Source organism: Pseudomonas sp. 910_23 (assembly GCF_052850795.1).
The window spans coordinates 124,966-145,991 of the sequence record NZ_VXCZ01000012.1; the positions used below are offsets into that span (position 1 = coordinate 124,966).

Annotated in this window: 18 protein-coding genes; 9 read left to right on the plus strand and 9 right to left on the minus strand. The window is 62.5% G+C overall.

Annotation, left to right across the window (positions count from 1 at the left end; translation table 11 throughout):
* Positions 1-77: 77 nt before the first annotated feature.
* Positions 78-800, minus strand: a complete 723-nt coding sequence (locus FW800_RS16210) for a pirin family protein (protein ID WP_446437971.1) — start codon at positions 798-800, stop codon at positions 78-80.
* 181 nt (positions 801-981) lie between these two features.
* Here FW800_RS16210 and FW800_RS16215 point away from each other — a divergent pair, with 181 nt between their 5' ends.
* Both FW800_RS16215 and FW800_RS16220 read left to right on the plus strand, forming a co-directional pair.
* Positions 982-1,932, plus strand: a complete 951-nt coding sequence (locus FW800_RS16215; protein ID WP_446437972.1) for a GlxA family transcriptional regulator — start codon at positions 982-984, stop codon at positions 1,930-1,932.
* 95 nt (positions 1,933-2,027) lie between these two features.
* Positions 2,028-3,533: a winged helix-turn-helix domain-containing protein gene (locus tag FW800_RS16220; protein WP_446437973.1), complete on the plus strand. Its 1,506-nt coding sequence runs from the start codon at positions 2,028-2,030 to the stop codon at positions 3,531-3,533.
* On the opposite strand, the gene FW800_RS16225 is transcribed toward FW800_RS16220, so the two are convergent.
* On the minus strand, positions 3,480-6,251 hold the full coding sequence (locus tag FW800_RS16225; RefSeq protein ID WP_446437974.1) for an ATP-binding protein: 2,772 nt from the start codon (positions 6,249-6,251) through the stop codon (positions 3,480-3,482). The two genes, FW800_RS16220 and FW800_RS16225, sit on opposite strands and share 54 nt — an antisense overlap.
* Before the next feature lie 58 nt (positions 6,252-6,309).
* The gene (locus tag FW800_RS16230) at positions 6,310-6,708 is read right to left on the minus strand and encodes a helix-turn-helix domain-containing protein (RefSeq protein WP_103734404.1); all 399 of its coding nucleotides are present in this window, start codon (positions 6,706-6,708) and stop codon (positions 6,310-6,312) included.
* Positions 6,709-6,911: 203 nt separating this feature from the next.
* On the opposite strand from FW800_RS16230, the gene FW800_RS16235 reads away from it, so the two are divergent.
* The 5 genes from FW800_RS16235 to FW800_RS16255 all read left to right on the plus strand — a co-directional run bounded on the left by FW800_RS16235 (position 6,912) and on the right by FW800_RS16255 (position 12,090).
* Positions 6,912-7,817 (plus strand): LysR family transcriptional regulator, encoded by a 906-nt coding sequence (locus FW800_RS16235; RefSeq protein ID WP_005787661.1) that lies wholly within the window; start codon positions 6,912-6,914, stop codon positions 7,815-7,817.
* A gap of 124 nt (positions 7,818-7,941) precedes the next feature.
* Positions 7,942-8,532, plus strand: coding sequence for an antibiotic biosynthesis monooxygenase (locus FW800_RS16240; RefSeq protein ID WP_078821115.1), 591 nt, complete (start codon positions 7,942-7,944; stop codon positions 8,530-8,532).
* Complete coding sequence (locus tag FW800_RS16245) at positions 8,529-10,367, plus strand: amidohydrolase (RefSeq protein WP_005787664.1); 1,839 nt, start codon at positions 8,529-8,531, stop codon at positions 10,365-10,367. Before FW800_RS16240 ends, FW800_RS16245 begins: the two co-directional genes overlap by 4 nt.
* A gap of 24 nt (positions 10,368-10,391) precedes the next feature.
* Positions 10,392-11,009 (plus strand): isochorismate family cysteine hydrolase YcaC, encoded by a 618-nt coding sequence (ycaC, locus tag FW800_RS16250; protein ID WP_005787666.1) that lies wholly within the window; start codon positions 10,392-10,394, stop codon positions 11,007-11,009.
* A 199-nt stretch (positions 11,010-11,208) separates the two neighbouring features.
* Positions 11,209-12,090: a LysR family transcriptional regulator gene (locus tag FW800_RS16255; RefSeq protein ID WP_446437975.1), complete on the plus strand. Its 882-nt coding sequence runs from the start codon at positions 11,209-11,211 to the stop codon at positions 12,088-12,090.
* 44 nt (positions 12,091-12,134) lie between these two features.
* Here the strand turns inward: FW800_RS16255 and FW800_RS16260 are convergent, their stop codons facing one another.
* The 5 genes from FW800_RS16260 to FW800_RS16280 all read right to left on the minus strand — a co-directional run bounded on the left by FW800_RS16260 (position 12,135) and on the right by FW800_RS16280 (position 17,560).
* Complete coding sequence (locus FW800_RS16260; RefSeq protein ID WP_032876254.1) at positions 12,135-13,079, minus strand: D-isomer specific 2-hydroxyacid dehydrogenase family protein; 945 nt, start codon at positions 13,077-13,079, stop codon at positions 12,135-12,137.
* Complete coding sequence (locus FW800_RS16265) at positions 13,076-14,245, minus strand: acyl-CoA dehydrogenase family protein (protein WP_446437976.1); 1,170 nt, start codon at positions 14,243-14,245, stop codon at positions 13,076-13,078. The genes FW800_RS16260 and FW800_RS16265 overlap by 4 nt, the downstream gene beginning before the upstream one ends.
* Before the next feature lie 66 nt (positions 14,246-14,311).
* Positions 14,312-15,286: an ABC transporter substrate-binding protein gene (locus FW800_RS16270; RefSeq protein ID WP_248131519.1), complete on the minus strand. Its 975-nt coding sequence runs from the start codon at positions 15,284-15,286 to the stop codon at positions 14,312-14,314.
* A gap of 82 nt (positions 15,287-15,368) precedes the next feature.
* Positions 15,369-16,952 (minus strand): rhodanese-related sulfurtransferase, encoded by a 1,584-nt coding sequence (locus FW800_RS16275; RefSeq protein ID WP_446437977.1) that lies wholly within the window; start codon positions 16,950-16,952, stop codon positions 15,369-15,371.
* Positions 16,949-17,560 carry a cysteine dioxygenase gene (locus tag FW800_RS16280; RefSeq protein WP_446437978.1) on the minus strand — a complete coding sequence of 204 codons (612 nt, stop codon included), beginning with the start codon at positions 17,558-17,560 and terminating at the stop codon, positions 16,949-16,951. Before FW800_RS16280 ends, FW800_RS16275 begins: the two co-directional genes overlap by 4 nt.
* Positions 17,561-17,773: 213 nt before the next feature.
* On the opposite strand from FW800_RS16280, the gene FW800_RS16285 reads away from it, so the two are divergent.
* On the plus strand, positions 17,774-18,694 hold the full coding sequence (locus FW800_RS16285; RefSeq protein WP_446437979.1) for a LysR family transcriptional regulator: 921 nt from the start codon (positions 17,774-17,776) through the stop codon (positions 18,692-18,694).
* A gap of 91 nt (positions 18,695-18,785) precedes the next feature.
* Entirely contained in the window at positions 18,786-19,580 is a 795-nt protein-coding gene (locus FW800_RS16290) for a class II aldolase/adducin family protein (protein ID WP_005787679.1), read from the plus strand.
* 57 nt (positions 19,581-19,637) lie between these two features.
* Here the strand turns inward: FW800_RS16290 and FW800_RS16295 are convergent, their stop codons facing one another.
* Positions 19,638-20,720 carry an LLM class flavin-dependent oxidoreductase gene (locus FW800_RS16295; RefSeq protein ID WP_446438001.1) on the minus strand — a complete coding sequence of 361 codons (1,083 nt, stop codon included), beginning with the start codon at positions 20,718-20,720 and terminating at the stop codon, positions 19,638-19,640.
* Between the last annotated feature and the right edge of the window lie 306 nt (positions 20,721-21,026).

The following is a 21,026-nucleotide window of genomic DNA, read 5'->3' on the forward strand; positions in this document are numbered from 1 at the left end:
TTAAGAGAACTTCATTGCGCTGATGGTGACTATCGATGCCAGCGATGGTCCCGCTTACGGGGCCATCACCGTGACCGTCATGGCATCTGCGGCAGTTCGTTGGGGCGCAGGTCAAACACCAGCACTTCGGCGTCCTCGCCATGGCTCAGGCGGATCTGGCGCTCGTCGCGCACTCGCACACCGTCGCCTTCCTGCAAACGCTGACCATTGAGTTCAACGCTGCCGCGTGCCACATGGACGTAGGCGTAGCGATCCGGTGCCAGCTCCAGGCGGGTATTTTCGTCAGTGTCGAACAGCCCGGCATACACCCGCGCGTCCTGGCGCACTTTCAGCGAACCGTTGGCGCCGTCCGGCGAGATGATCAACTGCAAGCGCCCACGTTTTTGCGCTTCACTGAAGTGCTCCTGCTGATAGCGTGGCTTGGCGCCGGCTTCGTTGGGCACGATCCAGATTTGCAGGAAATGCACACCAAGGCGCTGGCTGTGGTTGAACTCGCTGTGGGCCACGCCACTGCCGGCGCTCATCAATTGCACATCGCCGGGGCGAATCACCGAACCGGTGCCCAGGGTGTCCTTGTGCTCCAGTGCGCCTTCAAGCACATAGGAGAAGATCTCCATGTCGCGGTGCGGGTGCTGGCCGAAGCCTTTACCCGCGGCGACACGGTCATCATTGATCACCAGCAGGTCGGAAAACCCCTGCTCCTTAGGGTTCCAGTAGTTGGCGAAAGAGAAGGTGTGGAACGACTTCAACCAACCGTGATTGGCGGCGCCGCGTTCGGAAGCTTTGCGAAGGGTCAGCATGGTCCAGTCCTCAAGTGAGCGCAGGCTGCGAGATGCAGGGCGCTTGCGTTGAGAAGAAGGTTAATGGTTAACAAAAGATTGATTAATAAGGTGGAAATAGAATTACTGTCAACTTCAGGTTGACAGTAAAAGTCGTGCCATAATGCCCGTCGCACTCCTTCTCGATGGACATTTCCCGCTTATGAAAACCGTGGCCATGGCGCTGTTCCCGGACTTCCTGCTGCTCGACATGGCCGGGCCGCTTGAAGTGTTTTCGATTGCCAACCGCTACCTGCCGGCGGCCGATCACTACCAGATCCTGACCATTGGCACGGAGCCTGGTCCGTTGCGGGCATCCAATGGTGTGGTGGTCCAGACCGATCTACTGTTGGAACAGGCTCAGGCGGCTTATGACCTGCTGCTGGTGCCGGGTGGCCCAGGTGCCTATAACGAATGCCATCCCGCGTTGCTGCCTTGGCTGAAGGCCGCCGCGCCGCGTGCCCGGCGTTTCGGCTCGATCTGCACCGGGGCCTTTGTGCTCGGCCATGCAGGCCTGCTTGACGCGCGCCGCGTGACCACCCACTGGCACTACACCGAGCGCTTGATCAAGGCCTTTCCCAACGCCATCGTCGAGACCGATCGCATTTACTTGCAGGACGGGCGCCTGATTACCTCAGGAGGCGTCACCGCCGGTATCGACCTGGCCCTGTCGATTGTCGCCCAGGACCATGGCAAGCAAGTGGCGGTGGACGTGGCCAAGGTATTGCTGGTGGTCATGAAGCGCCAGGGTGGCCAGGCCCAGTTCAGCCCGATGACCGCTGCGGTAGCGCCCCAGGAAACCGCGATCACCCGCGTGCAGAACCACGTGCTGGCGCATCTTGATCAGCCGTTTACCATCGAGTCCATGGCCGAACTGGCCGGCATGAGTGCACGCCATTTTGCGCGACTGTTCGCCAAGGACGTGCAGATGACGCCCATGGCGTTCTTGCAGGGCGCGCGCATCGACCGTGCCCGGCAACTGCTGGAAACCACCGACCTGCCGCTCAAGACGGTGGCGTTCCACGCAGGCTTCGGTAGCGTGCGGCATATGCGCTTTCTGTTCAGTGAAAAACTGGGCTTGAACCCGACCCAATACCGACAACAGTTCAGTTAACGACACAATGTCCGTCTGAGGCACTCGATTGTCCGTATCGCTCCCCGTGCCAGCATTGTCCTGTCATCGCTAGCTGGCAAGATAGGGCCGAGCCCATGGAAAAGGATGCGCAGGCACTCAAGCACGGGTGTTTCAGCGCTGTGACGGACATGCAAGATTCTGCGACGCTGAGCTTCGGCCCCTACACCTTTCATCGGCAACAGCGCCTGGTCAGCAAGTCTGGCTGGCCGGTGCCGTTGGGCGGGCGGGCGTTGGATATTCTTACGGTACTGCTGGAAGCGCCGGGGCAGTTCATCAGCAAGGCCACCTTGATCGAACGGGTCTGGCCCAACAGCGTCGTCGAAGACAATAACCTGCGCGTGCATATTGCCGCGTTGCGCCGGGCGCTGGACGGACGACGCCTGATCCTCAATCACCCCCAGCGTGGTTATTGCTTCATTGGCCCCGTGCAAGCCACTGTGCCGACGCTGCCGGCCGCGCATAACCTGGCTGCCCGGCTCAGCCCGGTGTTCGGTCGCGAAGAGCTGGTGAGCCTGCTGGCGCGGCGTTTGTCCGGGCAACGCTTGCTGACCCTCACCGGTGTGGCCGGCGTCGGCAAAAGTACGCTGGCCCTGGTCCTGGCCGAACGCGTGTTGTCGCGCTATCGCGACGGGGTGTGGTGGCTCGACCTGACCCAGATGCAAACCCTTGGCGAACTGCTTGCCAGCGTTGCCACGGTCATGCAGTTCAAGCCCACTGACAGCCTCGATGAGGTGTCTCGCCAGTTGGCCTCGCGCCAACTGCTACTGGTGCTCGACGGTGCCGACCTGTTGCTCGGCGCCTGTCGAAAGCTGGTGCGCACACTGCGCGAAAGAGCGCCCGAGGTGAGTATCCTGATCAGCAGCCGCGAACCCTTGCTGGCGCCCGGCGAGTGGGTGTTGCGTGTACCTGCGCTGGCACTGCCTTCACCGTCGGTGTGCCGCAGTGTCGAGCAGGCCATGGCGTGGCCCGCAGTGCAGCTGTTTGTCGCCCGCGCCCGCGCCAGCCAGCAGGATTTTGTGTTGCGGCCGCAGGACCTGGCGCCGTTGCGCGATATTTGTCGACGCCTGGACGGTATCCCATTGGCCCTCGAACTGGCGGCCGCCCAGGTCGATGCGCTGGGCATCGGCGCAGTGCAGCAGCAGTTGCGCAGCGGCCTGCTGGGGCTGACGCGCGGTCGCCGCACAGCGGTAGAGCACCATCGCTCAATGACCGCGGCCCTGGATTGGAGCTACGAGCGTCTGAGCCTGCCGCAGTGCTGGCTGTTCTTGCAGTTGGGCTTGTTCAAGATGGCGGTGAGCTTGCCCACGTTGAGTGAGATGGTACGCGGTACCGAGCTTGAGCACGCCGACCTGTCTTATCTGTTGGCGCGTCTGGTCAATACCTCGCTGCTGGTCATCGAGCCTGGGCTTGGCCCGCGGCGCTACCGGTTGCTCAACTGCGTGCGCAGCTATGCTTTGGCGCAATTGCGTGATCCGGACCAGGTGCAGCGGTTGCAGCAAGGTTATGGAGACTGCCTGGATGTGTGTTCAGGCCGGCCGTTTGTCTTGCAACTGGTCGAGCAGGCCGCGCACGCGCATTAAGTCCTGGGTGGCGAAGCCTTCGGTAAATTGCGCGTGGATCGGGCTCAGCAGGTTCCTGGCAGCCAGGCTGCGCCCTTGCTGTTGCCACAGTTGCGCCAGGGAGTGCGCACATCGCAGCTCCCAGGCGAGCGCGCCTTGCTGGCGCGCCAGGCCAAGGGCCTGGAGCAAGAGGGCTTCAGCGACGCGCATATCACCTTGACGCGCCAACTGTTCGGCGCGCACCCGCAGGATTTCCGCGGCGCACCAGCCGGCAGCGCCACTGTGTGCCCTTTCGATGGCGGCCGCGTCGGCTTCACGGGAGCCGAGTGTGATCAAAGTATCCTCGATCAGTCCCAGACCCTGCAAATGGTTGTCACCCAGGATGCCGGCGTAATGCCCGGCCCAGGTCTGGAACAGTTGCACTGAATGCTTGTGGGATTGCTCCAGCAGCAGCGTTTGCAACGCGTGTGCGTCGTCTTCGGCGCCGTTGTAGCGGGCGATCACCACACCGGCCAACGCCAGGGTGTAGCAGATCGATGTGCCGTGATTGATCTGCAGCGCCAGCTCCAGCGCCTGGCTGGCGGTGCGCCAGGCGCGCTCGGGAAAGCCTTGTAGCCACAGAATTCTCGCCAAGATGGTCAGGGACGCGACGTTTTGGTCGTACTGCACGCCCACGCCATGGGCGAAGCGGTTCACGTGGCCACTGTGGGTCATGCGCTGCAGCACCTGCTCGGCATGGTGACGAGCAAGCGGCTGATTGCCCATGTAGTGCTGGCCCAGCGCGCGCAAGCGTTGGACGCTGAGGTCCAGCAGCGGTTCGGTGCGCGGGTCGAGGCGCTCGAACTGTACGCTTTGCTCCAGCGCCTCGGCATAGCGTCCGGCACACAGGTTCACGGCCATATGGCCTGAGACCGCACGCAACTGGCCGGCCAGGTCCTGATTCATTTCGGCCAGGCGTGCGGCACCCACGAAGGCTGCGACGGTCTGGGGCGCGGGGCCCAAGGCATGGTACGAAAGACTGCCCAAAGCCAACTGCAATTGCAGGGTCAATTGGGTGCAAGGGGCCTTGACCTGATCAATCAGCGCCAGCGCCTTGTGCACATAACCGCCATGCTCGCGCAGTAACGACAGCTCCTGCCACAGCGGCATCGCACTGACCGTCAGGCGAATGGCCAACAGGTGCTCGTTTTCCTCGGTAAAGCTCCAGTCGAGTGCGGCGCGCACGTCCTCGCGCAGCGGTGCGTAACGGTCGAGCCAGGGCTGCGTGGCGATCAGTTCCCAGTCGCCTTGCGCCTGTTCCATCAGCGTCAGGCACCTGGCGGCGTGGCGTTCGCGAGTGGCGTGCAGCTCGCCGGCCTGGCTGAGCTTTTCCAGAGCATAGGTACGGGTAATATCCAGCAGGCGATAAACCATCTCGTCATCACTGGCTTCCACGTTCAACAGCGACTTGGCCACCAGTTGCGTGATGGAGCCCAGCACCTGGGCAGGTGCGATGTTTTCCCCGGCGATCACCGCCGCCGCGCTGACCAGGCTGAAACCACCGCGAAACACCGCGAGCCGGCGCAGGCAGATTTTTTCGCATTCGGTGAGCAGGTCAAAACTCCAGTCGAGCGTAGCTCGCAGGGTTTGCTGGCGGGGCAGGGCACTGCGTCGCCCGCGGGTCAGCAGACGGAAGTTGTCCTCCATCTGCACCAGCAGCCCCTGCAAGCCAAAGCGTTCGATCTGCGCGGCGACCAGTTCGATCGCCAGGGGAATGCCGTCCAGGCGCTGACAAATATCGATTGCCAACGGCAGTTCGGCTTCGCTGAGCGCAAAGCTGTCCTGATGAGACATCGCCCGCTCGATCAGCAGCTGCATGGCCGGGTAACCCAGGGCCTGGGCACGGTTGCCGGTGGCGGGCGGGCAGGCCAGCGGTTCGAGGCGTTGTACATGTTCACCCTCGGCGCGCAGGGCTTCGCGGCTGGTGCTGAGAATGTGCAGGTGCGGCGCATGGCGCAACAGGGTTTCGCTGATCAGGGCAATGTCGTCGAGCAGGTGTTCGCAATTATCGATCACCAGCAGCATCTGGCGCGCCTGCAGGCTGCGGGCGAAGCTGACCAGTGGCGCATTTTCGCCGGGAGTGAGGCCGAGCAGGGCGGCGAGATTGGGCAGGATCATCGATGCGGCGCTCAGCGGCGCCAGGTCCAGCAGATGAATCCCATCGCGGTAATGCCCGATCAGCAATTCGGCGACACGCAGGGCCACGGTGGTCTTGCCGATGCCACCGGCGCCGGTCAGGGTGATGAAGCGTTGCTGCGGCAGTTGCTGCACCAGCGCGTCGATCAGGGCCTGGCGGCCGATCATTCGCGTGCGTCGCAGCGGCAGGTTATGGCGCGGGCGCTGGGGGGCGCCGTCAGTGGGTAGCGTCATCGGTTCGATGCTCAGTGGCGCAACAAAGCTGTAGCCGCGCTGGGCGACTGTGACGATATAGCGCTGCCCGGCCTGGCCGTCACCCAGCGCCTTGCGCAACGCCGCCATGTGTACCCGCAGGTTGCCGTCTTCCACCACGCTTGTGGGCCAGACCCGCGCGATCAGCTCCTGCTTGCTCACCACATTGCCGGCTTGCTCCAGCAGGATCAGCAGGATATCCACCGCCCGCCGCCCCAGGCGCAACGGGCGACCAGCCTCCAGCACCAGGCGCTGGCGCGGGTGGATGCAGTAGGGGCCGAAGTGCACGGCCTGGTCGCTCAGGTCTGTCATGGTTGCCCAGGTTATGGAGTAGGGGTTGGGCCAGCATATTCCAGCTGCGTCACGACCACTAGGCGGCGATCACGTCAGGTTTGGGACGCGAGTGGTGATTTCGCCAGGTCATCGGGTTCACACCTTCGCTGCGCGTGAACATATGGCAGAAGTGCGCCTGGTCGCAGAATCCGCATTCCAGGCTGATTTGCGTGAGGCTCAAGGACGAACCGGTGATCAATTCCTTGGCCCGCAGAATCCGCTGCTGGCGAATCCATTCCTGGGGCGACACCCCGGTGGTGCATTTGAAGGCGCGGGAGAAATGGCTGCGCGACAAGGCGCAGGCCTGGGCCAGGTCGGCGATGGCCAGGCTTTCGCCGAGATTGGCGAGGATCAATTGCTTGGCGATGCGCTCGCGCCGGGGGCACAGGCCACCGGTGGCGGACAAACGAGGGGCATATTGCTCAAGTCGGGCCATGACAAATATCCGCAGTCGATGGGAGCGTTCCCGTGAATGGATGCAGTGTAGACGCGGCTTATCTTGTTGCCGGGCCGCCTGGCTGACGAGTTAATCGTTGTTAATTTCGCCAGGTGCCGTCGCATAAAAGACAGCACGGCTATGCAATCGCAGGCGTGCGGGGCATGCTTTGCTTGCCCTCTGCAAATTGTCTGGATACCGCCATGAACCGCAACGACCTGCGTCGCGTCGATATGAACCTGCTGGTGATTTTCGAGGCCCTGATGTTCGAAAAAAACCTGACCCGGGTTGCCGAGAAGCTCTTCATGGGCCAACCGGCGGTCAGCGCGGCGCTGGGCCGTCTGCGCGATTTGTTCGACGACCCGTTGTTGCTGCGCAACGGTCGCGGCATGGAGCCCACGCCACGTGCGGTGGCAATACTCAAGGAGCTGCAACCGGCCATGGACACCATCTCCGGCGCCGTCAGCCGCGCCAAGGATTTCGACCCTTCCACCAGTTGCGCGGTGTTTCGCATTGGCCTGTCCGATGACGCCGAGTTCGGGCTGTTTCCCGCATTGCTCAGCCAATTGCGCGAAGAGGCCCCGGGCATCATCGTGGTGGTGCGCCGGGCCAATTACCTGTTGATGTCATCGCTGCTGGCCAGCGGCGAAATTTCGGTCGGGGTGAGCTACACCACCGAACTGCCGGCCAATGCCAAGCGCAAGAAACTGCGGGATATTCCCTGCAAGGTGTTGCGCGGGGATGACGGTGAAGCGCCGCTGAGCCTGGATGACTACTGCGCCAGGCCCCATGCGATGGTGTCATTCTCGGGTGACCTGAGCGGCAATATCGACCTGGACCTGGCGCGCATCGGCCGCTCGCGGCGGGTGGTGCTGGCGGTGCCGCAGTTCAGCGGGTTGCGCGCGTTGCTGGCGGGAACGCAGATCATCGCGACCGTGCCGGACTACGCAGCGTGCGCGTTGACCGAAGGCACCCGCTTGCGGGCCGAGGATCCGCCGTTTGCGATTGATGCGGCGGAGCTGTCGATGGTCTGGAGCGGGGTGCATGACAATGACCCGGCGGAGCGCTGGCTACGCGGGCGGATTGCCGAGCATATGGCGGCGAACTGAATGCCAAGTGACTGTCGGTGATCTCCTCCCACAGAAACCCAGACAGCACATACATCCAATTCCCAGTACCCCCGGCCCGGCAAACTCCTCCCATCGCTCAATCCTGCGGGGGAGTCACCCAATCATGGACCCAACACCTAAAACCAGCTCTGACGAAGTCGTCACGCTAGTCGTCAAGCACCGGGTCAAGCCCGGCCGTGAAACCGAGTACGAAGCCTGGCTACGCCGCATCGTGCGTATCGCTGGCGAACGCCCCGGCCACCTGGGCGTCGATGTGGTACGCAGCCAGCAAAACGGCACGGCCCTGTTCACCTGCGTATTGCGCTATAGCTCCACCGATGCCCTGGAACTGTGGCTCGACTCCCCACAACGCCAGGCCCTGATCGACGAAGCCGCTCCGATGCTGGCTGACGGCGATCAGACTGAAATCGGCGGCGCCAATGAGTTCTGGTTCGCCCCTCAGGCCGACGGCGCCGCCAAGCCGCCGCGCTGGAAGCAGGCGGTGGTCAGCCTGTTTGTGATCCTGCCGCAAACCTTGCTGCTGCCCTTTATCTGGGGGCCGATCCTGCGGCTGCATCCGTTTTTGTCCAACTACGTGGTCTCGACCTTTTTGGTCACCCTCACCATCGTGCTGTTGGTGGTGTACCTGCTGATGCCGGCAGCCACCCGCCTGTTCGCTCCCTGGCTTGAAGCCTCTGTAAAGGAAACCCTATGAACGCCGATCTGATTCTGTTCAATGGCCAGTTCCACACCGTGGACCGGGAAAACCCACGCGCCAGCGCCGTCGCCATCCGCGACGGGCGCTTCGTCGCTGTCGGCACTGACGGTGAGGCCATGGCCCTGCGCGGCAGTGGCACCCAGGTGATCGACCTCAAGGGCCGTACCGTCATCCCCGGCCTCAACGACTCGCACCTGCACCTGATCCGTGGCGGGCTGAACTACAACCTCGAACTGCGCTGGGAGGGTGTGCCGTCCCTGGCCGATGCCTTGCGCATGCTCAAGGACCAGGCCGACCGTACCCCCACGCCGCAATGGGTACGCGTGGTCGGCGGCTGGAACGAATTCCAGTTCGCCGAAAAACGTATGCCCACCCTGGAAGAACTCAACCAGGCCGCGCCGGATACGCCGGTGTTCGTGCTGCACCTGTACGACCGCGCCTTGCTCAACCGTGCGGCGCTGCGCGTGGCCGGCTACACCAAGGACACGCCGAACCCACCGGGCGGCGAGATCGTACGTGACAGCAACGGCAACCCCACCGGGATGCTGGTGGCGCGGCCCAACGCGATGATTTTGTATTCGACCTTGGCCAAAGGCCCGAAACTGCCGCTGGAATACCAGGTCAACTCCACCCGCCAATTCATGCGCGAACTCAATCGCCTGGGCCTGACCAGCGCTATCGATGCTGGCGGTGGTTTCCAGAACTACCCGGACGATTACGCGGTGATCGAGCAACTGGCCAAGGACCAGCAGTTGACGGTGCGCATCGCCTACAACCTGTTCACCCAAAAGCCCAAGGAAGAACTCAGCGACTTCAAGAACTGGACCGGCAGCGTCACCCTGCATCAGGGCGACGACTACCTGCGCCACAACGGTGCCGGGGAGATGCTGGTGTTCTCCGCTGCGGACTTCGAAGACTTCCTCGAACCACGTCCGGACCTGCCGCTGACCATGGAACAGGAACTGGAACCGGTGGTGCGCCACCTGGTGGAACAGCGCTGGCCGTTCCGCCTGCACGCCACTTACGACGAATCCATCTCGCGTATGCTCGACGTGTTCGAGAAGGTCAACCGTGACATTCCGTTCAATGGCCTGCCGTGGTTCTTCGACCACGCCGAAACCATCACCCCGAAAAACATCGAACGGGTGCGCGCCCTCGGCGGTGGTATTGCGATCCAGGATCGCATGGCGTTCCAGGGTGAGTACTTTGTCGAGCGCTATGGCGCCAAGGCCGCCGAAGCCACGCCACCGATCAAACGCATGTTGGCCGAAGGCGTGCCGGTAGGGGCGGGCACCGATGCCACGCGGGTCTCCAGCTATAACCCCTGGACCTCGTTGTACTGGATGGTCAGCGGCCGCACGGTCGGCGGTCTGGAGCTGCACGCCGAGGGCTTGCCGCGCCTTACCGCGCTGGAATTGTTTACCCACGGCAGCGCCTGGTTCTCGTCCGAGCAGGGCAAGAAAGGCCAGATCAAGGTCGGTCAGTTGGCCGATGTCGCAGCGCTGTCGGCGGACTTTTTCAGTGTCGATGAAGAGGCCATCAAGTGGATCGAGTCGGTACTCACCGTGGTCGGCGGCAAGGTCGTCTACGGCACTGGCGACTTCGAAGATTACGCCCCGCCGCGCGTGCCGGTGCTGCCGGACTGGTCGCCGGTGGCCAAGGTGCCAGGGCACTGGCGCCCGACTTCGCCGATGCAGGCGCAGGTACATCAGTGCAGCGGCCCGTGCGGCGTACACGCCCACAGCCATGAAAAAGCCCGTCTTTCCAGCGTGCCGGTCAGCGACTTCCAGGGTTTCTGGGGCGCGTTCGGCTGCTCGTGCTTTGCCTTTTAATCAGCAAATCGAAGGAGTTAACCCATGACTTACAAGCGCTTGAACAAAGATGACGCCGTTGTCCTGCTGGTCGATCACCAAACCGGTCTGATCTCCCTGGTGCAGGATTTTTCCCCCAACGAGTTCAAGAACAACGTGTTGGCCCTGGCCGACGTAGCCAAGTTCTTCAACCTGCCGACCATCCTGACCACCAGCTTTGAAAGCGGCCCCAACGGCCCACTGGTTCCGGAACTCAAGGCACTGTTCCCGGACGCGCCGTACATCGCTCGCCCTGGCCAGATCAACGCCTGGGACAATGAAGAGTTCGTCAAGGCCGTCAAGGCCACCGGCCGTAAGCAGATCATCATTGCCGGTGTGGTGACGGATGTGTGCGTTGCCTTCCCGACCCTGTGCGCCCTGGCCGAAGGCTTCGAGGTGTTTGTGGTCACTGACGCCTCCGGCACCTTCAACGAGACCGTGCAACAAGCTGCCTGGGCACGTATGACCGCCGCGGGTGCGCAACTGGTGAACTGGTTCTCGGTGGCCTGCGAGCTGCAGGTTGACTGGCGCAACGACATGGAAGGCCTGGCAAACCTGTTGTCGCCGCGCATCCCCAACTACCGCAACCTGATGAACAGCTACTCGGCGTTCACCGCCAAGTAACCGGTTCTCAAACCTGTAGGTAATCCCATGTGGGAGGGGGCTTGCTCCCGATGGCGGTGCGTCAGTCAAAAATGCTGTGACTGACACACCGCCATCGGGAGCAAGCCCCCTCCCACATTTTGATTGTATTCCCATATTAGGTTTGTGGTGTGGCCACCGACAGGCTATAAATCAGCCCATCGTCCACCGAGAAGCGACAATGAACCCCTTCGAAGACATGCGCCTGTTCTGCCAGGTCATGGAGTCCGGCAGTTTCACCGCCGCCGCCGAGCAACTGGGCCTGTCCAAGCAATTCGTCAGCCGCCGCCTGATCCAGCTGGAAGAACGCCTGGGCGTGCGCCTGCTCAATCGCTCTACGCGGCGCCTGGATGTCACGCCACTGGGCCAGAGTTACTACGAATCCGCCTTGCGCCTGCTCAGTGATGTCGAGCAGGTGGAGCAGGGCATTGCCGGGCAGAACAGCGAACCGCGCGGCACGATTCGCCTCAGTGCGCCGCTTTCGTTTGCCATGGCGCACTTGGGTTGCCTGCTGCCGCTGTTCCTGCAGCGCTATCCCGACGTGTCGGTGGAGGTTGATCTCAGCGACCGCCCGGTAGACCTGATCGGCGAAGGCTACGACTTGGTGCTGCGGATCGGCACCCTGGAAGACTCCACCTTGATCGCCCGCCGTATCGCCAGCATCCCGAGGGTGTATTGCGCCAGCCCCGATTACCTGGCTTTGCGCGGCACGCCGCAAAAACCTGACGATGTTGCCGACCACGACTGCCTGCCCTACGGTCACGGCCGCCAGGTGCAATGGCGTTTCAAGGGCAAGCTGCAAGCGCTGAATGTGAGCGGGCGCATGCGGGTCAACAACGGCGATTTGCTGCGTGACACCGCCATTGCCGGGCTGGGGGTTACCTACCTGCCGACGTTCATAGTCGGCGAGGCATTGAAGGATGGTCGCCTGGTCAGCGTATTGAACGAGTTCGCGCCCGAAGCCCTGACGTTGTCGGCGGTGTACCCCCAGCACCGGCAGAGTTCACGGCCGGTACAGGCGTTGGTCGAGTTCCTGCGTGAACGCCTGGCTGGCGGTTGCTGATACGTGTGGGAGCAGGCAAGCCAGCTCCTGTAATTTGAATAGCGTCAGGCGTTTGCAACGTTGGTTAATTCAAGGCCCGCCACATACCGCTCCAGATTCGCCAGGAACGTATCCGCAATCTCCTCCTTGCTGTTGGTAGAGATCGCCGACGTATGCGGCGACAACCGCACCCTGGGATGGGTATACAGCGGATGCCCGTCCGGCAACGGCTCCGGCTCGGTCACGTCGAGCGATGCCAGCCCGATCTGCCCGTTATCCAGCGCCTCCAGCAGCGCCTCCTGATCCAGCAAGCCACCGCGTGCGATGTTGATCAGGTGCAGCCCCGGCTTGGCGCTGCCCAGTACGTCACGGTTGATAACGTGCCGCGTTGCCTCGGTCAGTGGTGCCGCCACCACCAGGTGGTCGGCGCGGGCGAACAGGTCGTGAATGTCAGTGGCGGCCTCCACGCCGGCGCTGAACGGTGCCTGGCTCTGACGCAGCGCGATCACCTTGAGGCCAAGGCCCAGGGCTTTTTGCGCCAGGCTTTCGCCAATCGCCCCAAAGCCCAGGATACCCAGGGTGGTACCTTTGAGCGGGCGCAGGGCGGTGAAATTCCACTGCGAGTCTTTCACCCAGATGTCCGGCAGGTGTTTGGCGGCGGCAAAGATTGCTGCCAGGGCGAATTCGGCCAGGTTGTCGGCCGCGCTGCCCCTGGACGTGCTCACAGGCGGGCCGTTGAACAGCCACTGCGGGTAGAAGTCGATGCCCGATGACACCAGGTGCACCCATTGCGCGCCGTAGGGCCAGCCCGGTGGGGGCGTGTCGGGGGCGATATAGCCGCGCACATTGATCGGGCGCAACAGCAGGATATTGGCCTGGGGTGGCAGGTCGTTCGGCGCACCCACCGGCACACCGATCACCTGAGCTTGGGGGTGCAGCGGCGCCAGTCGTTCGCGAATGACCTGGTTGAAGTCTTCGTCCAACTGGCTGGCAATTATCACGTGGCTCATGGGCGCTCCTTCTGGTGTTGGATAAACACGGCTCTGCCGACACCTTGCAGCACTGCGTCGTTTTGTGGGGTATGCACGCGGCTGCACAGCACATCGCGGTAATGCCGTTGCAGTGGGCTATGGCGTGACAAGCCTGGGTTGCCCGAGGCTTCGATGGCCAGCTCGACGGCGCGGATCGCGTTACCGGTCACCAGGTATTTCAATTGTGCGGCGTTGGCGGTCGGCGTGTGGCCTTGAGCGGCAGCCTCAAGCAGGCTGCGATTGGCGAACAGCAAGGTGTCGATATGGCCGACGGTCTCTTGAAAACGCGGCAAAGTGGACAGCGCAGACCCCAGGTTGGAGGGCTTGCGCTCTTGCAACCAGTTCACCAACCAGTCCCGCGCCGCCTGGGCTACCGCGTCGTAAACCGACGACAGCAGCACCGACATCCACAGCAAGCCTTCGCCATCCAGCTCCGGCTGCGGCGCGCTAAAGGGGCTGACGCTGACGGCGTGGTCCAGTGGCACCAGTACGTTGTCGAGCACCACCTCGTGGCTGCAAGTGGCGCGCATACCCAGGTGATCCCAGGTGTCGATGATGCTTACGCCGGGGCTGTCCTTGGCCACCAGCCAGGCGCCCACCAGCGGGTCTGCGTCGTCGCTGCGCGCCCATACGCTGAACCAGCTCAAGCCATGGCTGCCGGTGGAGTAGAGTTTGCGCCCGCTGATACGCCAGCCGTCAACGGTGCGCACGGCGGTGGTGGCGGGTAAACCGCCACGGGCCGGTGTGCCCAGGTCCGGCTCGACGCGCAGGGCATTGATCAGCGCACCGTTGCGCACCGCGTCCTCGGCGATGCGTACGCGCAGGTGCCGGGGCCAGGTTTTGCTGTCTTGCAGGCGGGCGTGTTGCAGGTACTGCATCACCAGGATCAGCGCGGTGGAGGGCTCGCCCTTGGCGACGGCGCTGATGGCCTTGCGCGCCTGTGCCAGGCTGGCACCGCCGCCGCCGAGGGCGCTGGGGACGGTGAGGGCGACCAGGCCGTGTTGGTGCAACAGGTTGAAGTTGGCGTGGGGGAAGGCGCCGCTTTCGTCATAGGCATGAGCGGTCCCGGCCAGTTCGGCGCTGAGGCGGGTGAGCGTGGTGTCGAAATCGACGACGTCTACAGCGCGTAGAGACGAGTGAGTCATCAGCATGTACTCGGTCAAGTGTGGGAGGGTGTCTAGCCTTGAGCGGGGCTCGCACTGCATCCCTCTTTAGCGCGAGGCCTGGTCGAGGGTGGCACGCTTGGCGTTAAAGCTTGGGTCGAAGCCTTGGGAGACATCGATGCGATTGGGCAGCAGCCCCTCTTTTACATACGTGTCGGCGGTGGCTTGCAGGCCGCTGATCACCGCGTCGTCAATCGCGACCGGCGACAGGTGAGTGTCCTTGGCCACTTCGATATGCACGGCCAGCGGCAAGCCGGTGATCCTGGCCTGGGCGGCGGCATACTCATCGGGGTGGGCGTTGGCCCAAGCGTAGGCGCGGTCAACCCGTGCGACAAAGTCGTCCAGCTGCGCGCGCTTGTCGGCAATGGCCTGGCCGGTCGCAGCGAAGTACAGGTGATTGCTCAGCAGGTGTTTACCGCTGACGAGCACGCGAGCGTTGCTCTGTGAGGTGACCACGGTGGTGTACGGGTCCCAGGTGGCCCAGGCGTCTGCAGTGCCGTTGTCCAGCACCAGCCGCGATTCGGCAGGCAGCAGGAATATGAACTGCACATCCTGAGTGCTCAGGCCCGCATCGTTCAGGGCCCTGATCGCCAGGTAATGCCCGATGGAGCCGCGCCCGGTGACGATTTTCTTGCCTTTGAGATCGGCCGCGGTCTTGATCGGCGAGTCCTTGGGCACCAGCAGCGCGGTGGTGTTACGCCCTTGTGCATGGATGATGCTGATCACTTTGAGCGACGCGCCGGCGCCGAGGGCGAACACATAAGGAGCGTCACCGAGGGCGCCGACATCAACGGCGCCGGCATTCAGCGCTTCGCCCAAGGGCGAGGCCGAGGGGAATTCCGACCACTTGATTTCGTAGGGCACGTTGCGGGTTTCGCCAGAGGCTTCCAGCAGCGCCTTGATCGTGGATTTCTGGTTGGCCACGCGCAGCGGTTGCAGGTCGGCAGCCTGTACGCTGGACAGCAGGCCGAGGGCGAGGGCGGCGCCCAGCAGCAGGTGTTTGAAAGGGATGGCGTACAGCATGGGACACACTCCAGGCGTTGGATAAGGGGGATACCTCCACCTGGAGAAGGGGGCGGATAGGCGAAAACGATGCAGCAGCAGGTCAGATCACGTAGAAACCGTGGGTGCCGTCGCGGGCCAGTTGCTCGACCAGGCCGAACTCCCAATCCAGGTAAGCCTGAATGGCTTCCCGTGGGTTGTCGGTGCCTTCGTAGGGGCGACGGTAGCGGTCGATACGCGGTGAGGCGAGGTGGGTTTCGCCTTCCTCCAGGGGCAGTTGCGCGGCGATCCAGGCGGCAGTGCCGTCCTGCAACACGAACACCTGCCGGCCGGTCAGCGCTTGCACCTCGGCCACCGCCAGGCGCGCCAATTGGCTGCTGCCGCAGGTCAATACGTAGCGCTGGGCACGCGGCACCTTGGCCAGGGCCTGGGGCAGTTGCGCACGCAGCACCCACCAGGCACCGGGTATATGGCGTTTGACGTAATTGGCGCTCGCGGTGAAGTCCAGCACCACGGTGTCACCATGGCCCAGCCAGTCGGCGAGGGTGTGCGGGCTGATCAGTTCGGCCTGGGGTGGCGCAGGCACTGGCGCGACCCACCCGCCGCGTTCGCTGAAGTGCTCGGCTTGCAGATCATCCAGCACATGCACTTGCCAACCCAACTGAGCCAGCCAGGAGGCGGACATATTGGCACGCACGCCGTCATCATCGACCAGCACCAGGCGCGCACCGCGTACGCTGGCGACGTGGTCTGTTTCCTGCACCAGTTGCCCGCCGGGTGTGGCGCGTGCACCGGGCAGGTGCCCGGCTTCGAATTCTTCCGGGGTGCGCACATCGAACAGGTAGGTGGTGCGCGTCGTGTCCTGCTGCCAGTGGTGTAGATCGTTGAGGGTGGCGCGGCCGACGCGGGCCTTGTCGGCAACGCGGCGTGCAGCCTCGGCGGCGAGTTGGCGGTGTTCCTCTGGCGTTGGCGCGAAGCGGCGGGCTTGGCTGTGGGCAAGTGTTTGCCCGGCCAGGGTCCAGCCGATGGTGCCGTTGCGTAGCGCCGCGACCGGGTTGGGAAGGCCGGCATTGATCAACGACTGGGTACCGATAATGCTGCGGGTGCGCCCGGCGCAGTTGACGATAATGCGCGTGGCCGGGTCTGGCGCCAGTTCGCGGGCGCGCAAGACCAGCTCCGCACCCGGCACGCTGATACCGGTGGGGATGCTCATGGTCTGGTATTCGTCGAAACGGCGGGCATCGAGCACCACCACATCGGCCTGGCTGTCGAGCAGGGCCTGGACTTCTTCGGCGGCCAGGGACGGCGTGTGGCGCTGGCTTTCCACCAGCTCGCCAAAGGCTTTGCTCGGCACGTTGACGTCGATAAACAGCTCGCCACCCGCGCGGCGCCACCCGTCCAGTCCCCCCTCAAGCAGGCTGACCTGGGTGTAGCCCAGCTCAAGTAGACGTTTGGCTGCGCGGCTGGCCAGCCCTTCACCGTTGTCATACAGGGTGACCTGGGTATCGCGGCGTGGAATGCGTGCGTACACCTCCAGTTCCAGCTTGGACAGCGGGATATTGGCGGCGAACAACGGGTGGGACTCGGCAAACGGCGCTTCTTCACGCACGTCGATCAACGCCAGCTCCTCACGGTCCAACAGGGCCTGACGAATCTGGGCAAAGCTGCGGGTCGATACGGTGGTCATAGGGCAGGGCTCTTTTCTTTGGACAGGTCCCAGATGTTCGGGAGCGTGGCGTTGGAATAACCGGAGATAAACAATTTTTCGCTGCCGTCGGGCTGGTACACAGCACGGCGTACCGCACCGATATTAGCGCCGTATACATGGATGCTGATGGACACCTGATCGCGGTGGGCATTGCTGACCTGATGGATATCGCCGATCTTGGGCGATACCGCCTCGACCTGGCCCGGCAGCAGCTGGACGGGTGAGCCTTGCGCCACCAGGCTGCCGTCGGGCGCACGTGCAAAGCCCTGGGAAAACTCAGCGCCCCGCAACATGCCGATCAGCCCCCACACCTGATGGTCATGAATCGGCGTGCTTTGCCCTGGCCCCCACACAAAACTGACCAGGCTGAAACGCTGGCGCGAATCGGCATGCAGCAAAAATTGCTGATAGCGCTCGGGATCGGGCTGGGCGAACTCGTCGGGGAGCCAGTCATCATGGCTGACCAGTTGCGCCAGCAGCTTGCCGCCGCGGTGCAGCAGGTCGCCTTCACGTGGGTTGGCGTCGATCAATTCCGCCAGGGCGCCTATGAAGGCTCTGAGTCTTTCGGGGTGTCGGGCCTGGGGCATGACCATTCCATCGTGCTGTTGTGATGGGTTTATATAAGCATAATGTTTATAGTTAATATGCTATTTTTTAATGATTAGCTTATAGCCACAGGTAATTTAGAACCGCCGTGAATAGCGTTAGACGTTATCGATCCCAAGGCGGGCTATCCAGAGCGGTGCGCGACAACTATGCTTCACGCACATCTTAATGACTGATCTCTATGTGCGGCCCAAATGAAAATTGACGATATCGATGCCTTTGTCGAAGTGATTCGTTGCCAGTCCATCAGCCATGCCGCCGAGTCGTTGCAACTGACCCAGCCGGCTATTACCCGCCGTGTGCAGAACTTCGAGCAGGCGCTGGGGGTGGAGCTGTTCGACCGCAACACCAAACCCCTCAAGCCGACGCTGATCGGCACCCGCGTCTATGAACAATGCCGGCTGATCCTGCGCGAAATGGATGCCCTGCGCGAACTGGTGGCCACTGATGCACCGCCCACCGGCGTGTTACGCCTGGGCGTCCCGCAAACCATTGGCGATGTGGTGTTGCTGGATGCGCTCAAGCACCTGCGCACTGAATACGCCGACCTGCGCGCCCAGGTTGCCACCGGCTGGGGCAGCCAATTGGTAGGCAAGATCGAACGCGGCGAACTGGATGCGGCGGTGGCGTTGTTCCCGGCGGGCAAGATTTTCCCGGACAACGTTGTCGGCGAGTCCATCGGCAAGATGGAGCTGGTGGTGGTCTGTGCCAAGGCGCAGCTGCCGAAGAAGCCGTGCAAACTGGCGGACGTGTACCAGAACGGCTGGATCCTCAACCCGGATGGTTGCGGCTTCCGTGCCGGGTTGCAACGCACCTTGTCGGACCAGGGCCTGGCGTTGCGGGTCAACCTGGAAACCTTCGGCACCGAGTTGCAACTGGGTCTGGTGGCGGATGGGCTGGGCCTTGGCCTGGTGCCACGTCCGTTGCTGGAACGCAGCGCTCAGCGCGAGCACCTGGCAGTGATGCCGCTCAAGGATTTCAAACCGGTGATGGATTTGTGGCTGATCTATCCGCACTTTCTCGGCAACCTGCAAGGGCCGGTGGATGCGTTCGGGCAATGGGTGGCGGCTTCTTTGCACAAGGTTCGGCAAGTGGCGTTATATGAAAAAAAATAATAATTAGCTTAGATTAAAATGTGCTTTTTATTATTTTTTTGCTTCCCCTAGGCTGGCCTGACGTCCTTAAGGCCATCCAGGAAGTTTTGTCATGAGCAGCGTCACCTCGCTATCGAGTGTTTCCAATACTGTCCGCCAACGTGTTACGCCAGAGGAATGGGAGGTGCGTGTCAAACTGGCCGCCGCCTATCGCCTGGCGGCCCTGTACAAGTGGACCGACCATATCTATACCCATTTCTCGGCCCGGGTGCCGGGGCCCGATGAGCATTTCCTGATTAACGCCTTTGGGCTGTTGTTCGATGAAATCACTGCGTCCAACCTGGTTAAGGTCGATCTGGACGGCACTCTCGTCGATGACCCTACGGGCCTCGGCATCAACTACGCCGGTTATGTGATCCACAGTGCCATTCATGGCGCGCGCCACGATTTGCAAGCGGTGCTGCACACCCATACCCGCGACGGTATTGCCGTGTCGGCGCAGAAAGGCGGCTTGCTGCCGATCTCCCAGCACGCCATTGCGTTCTCGGGGCGTGTGGCCTACCACGGCTATGAAGGCGTGGCCCTGGACCTGGACGAGCGCGAGCGGCTGGTCGCGGATTTGGGCGACAAGAGCGTGATGATCCTGCGTAACCATGGCTTGTTGACGGCGGGTGTCAGCGTTGAGCACGCCTTTCAGCAACTGCAAGGCCTGGAGCGCGCGTGCAATATCCAGATTGCTGCGCAGGCGGCGGGGAATGCCGAGTTGGTTTTCCCGCCCGCAGAGGTGGTAGCCAAGGTCGAGCAGCAGGCCAAGGTGTTCAGCAATGGGGAAGGGCCGGGCGTGGCACGGCATTGGAATGCGCTGGTACGCCAGTTGGAGCGCACCGATACCGACTACAAGAACTGATCCTGAGTGCGCAGCAAATCAAATGTGGGAGGGAGCAAGCCCCCTCCCGCATTGTTCTTAAGCCACTTGCTGGGCCTGTTCCCTCTCTGCGACCAACTGGCGGGTGAGGGGAATCAACTTCTTGCCATAGTCGATCGCATCATTGAGCGGATCAAACCCGCGAATCAGGAAAGTGGTAATCCCTAGGTCGTAATAATCCAGCAGCGCCTCGGCCACTTGCTCAGCCGTGCCCACCAACGAGGTGGAATTACCCTGTGCTCCGAGCAATCCGGCAATTCCCGTCCACAAGCGCTTATCCAGCCGCGACCCCTGTGCCGCCGCCGCCAGCAACCGCCGCGAGCCTTCATTCGGCGGTTCACGGCGCACAAAGCCATTCTTCTCGGCCAGCGCCGTGGCCTGCTGCAAAATCTGCTCGGCGCGCTGCCAGGCCAACTCCTCGGTCTCGGCGAGTATCGGGCGCAATGACAGGCTGAAGCGAATCGTGCGCCCATGCTTGGCCGCTTCTGCCCGCACTTGGGTCACCACGTCGCGCACCTGCTCATAGGTTTCACCCCACAGCGCATACACATCCGCGTGCTTGCCGGCCACTGCGATCGCAGCAGCTGAGGAACCGCCAAAGTACAGTGGAATATGCGGTTGTTGCGGCGACTTCACCGTAGAGTGCGCGCCTTCGACCTGGTAGTAGGTGCCGGTGAAGTCAAAGGGTTGATCACGAGTCCATTCCTGGCGCACCACACTCAGGTATTCATCGGTACGCGCATAGCGTTCGTCCTTGCCGATATGGCTGCCGTCGGCGCGTAATTCGCGGTCATCGCCGCCGGTGATGATATGCACGGCGGTACGACCACCGTTGAACACATCCAGCGTGGCGAACTGGCGGGCAGCCAGGGTGGGCTGGGCAAAGCCCGGGCGGTGGGCGATAAGAAATTGCAGTCGGGTGGTGACGCTGGCCGCATGGGCCGCGATCAACGTGCTGTCCGGGCTGTTGGAATGGAATGCCACCAGGGCGCGGTCGAACCCCGCCGTTTCGTGGGCACGGGCGACGCTTTCAACGTAGTCCGGTTGCAGAGTCGGGCCGCTGCGCGGGTGGATTTCCGAGGCGTGATGGCCGCCGATATAGCCGATGAATTCGATGCTCATGGTCAGGTCCTTGTCGAGGTCGGTAAACAAGCCTCCACCGGGCAGGGGGTCGGTCCGTCGCATGAAAGTAGGGCTCACGGGCGAATCTGTAAAATGCCGATTGGTTCTAACCTAATTATAAAATTAAAGAATAATTATGATTGATTATTATAGAAGCTGTTTTTTGGCTTCGATCTCAAATGGAGAGCGTTTATAGATAAGGCCTCTAAAAAACTGTTCTCGGACGTGGCGCATTTCTAATGCCTCGCCTTGGCTCGACAGCGCCTGCAAATGAACTACCTTGAGTGACGAGCCCTCCCAATCGGT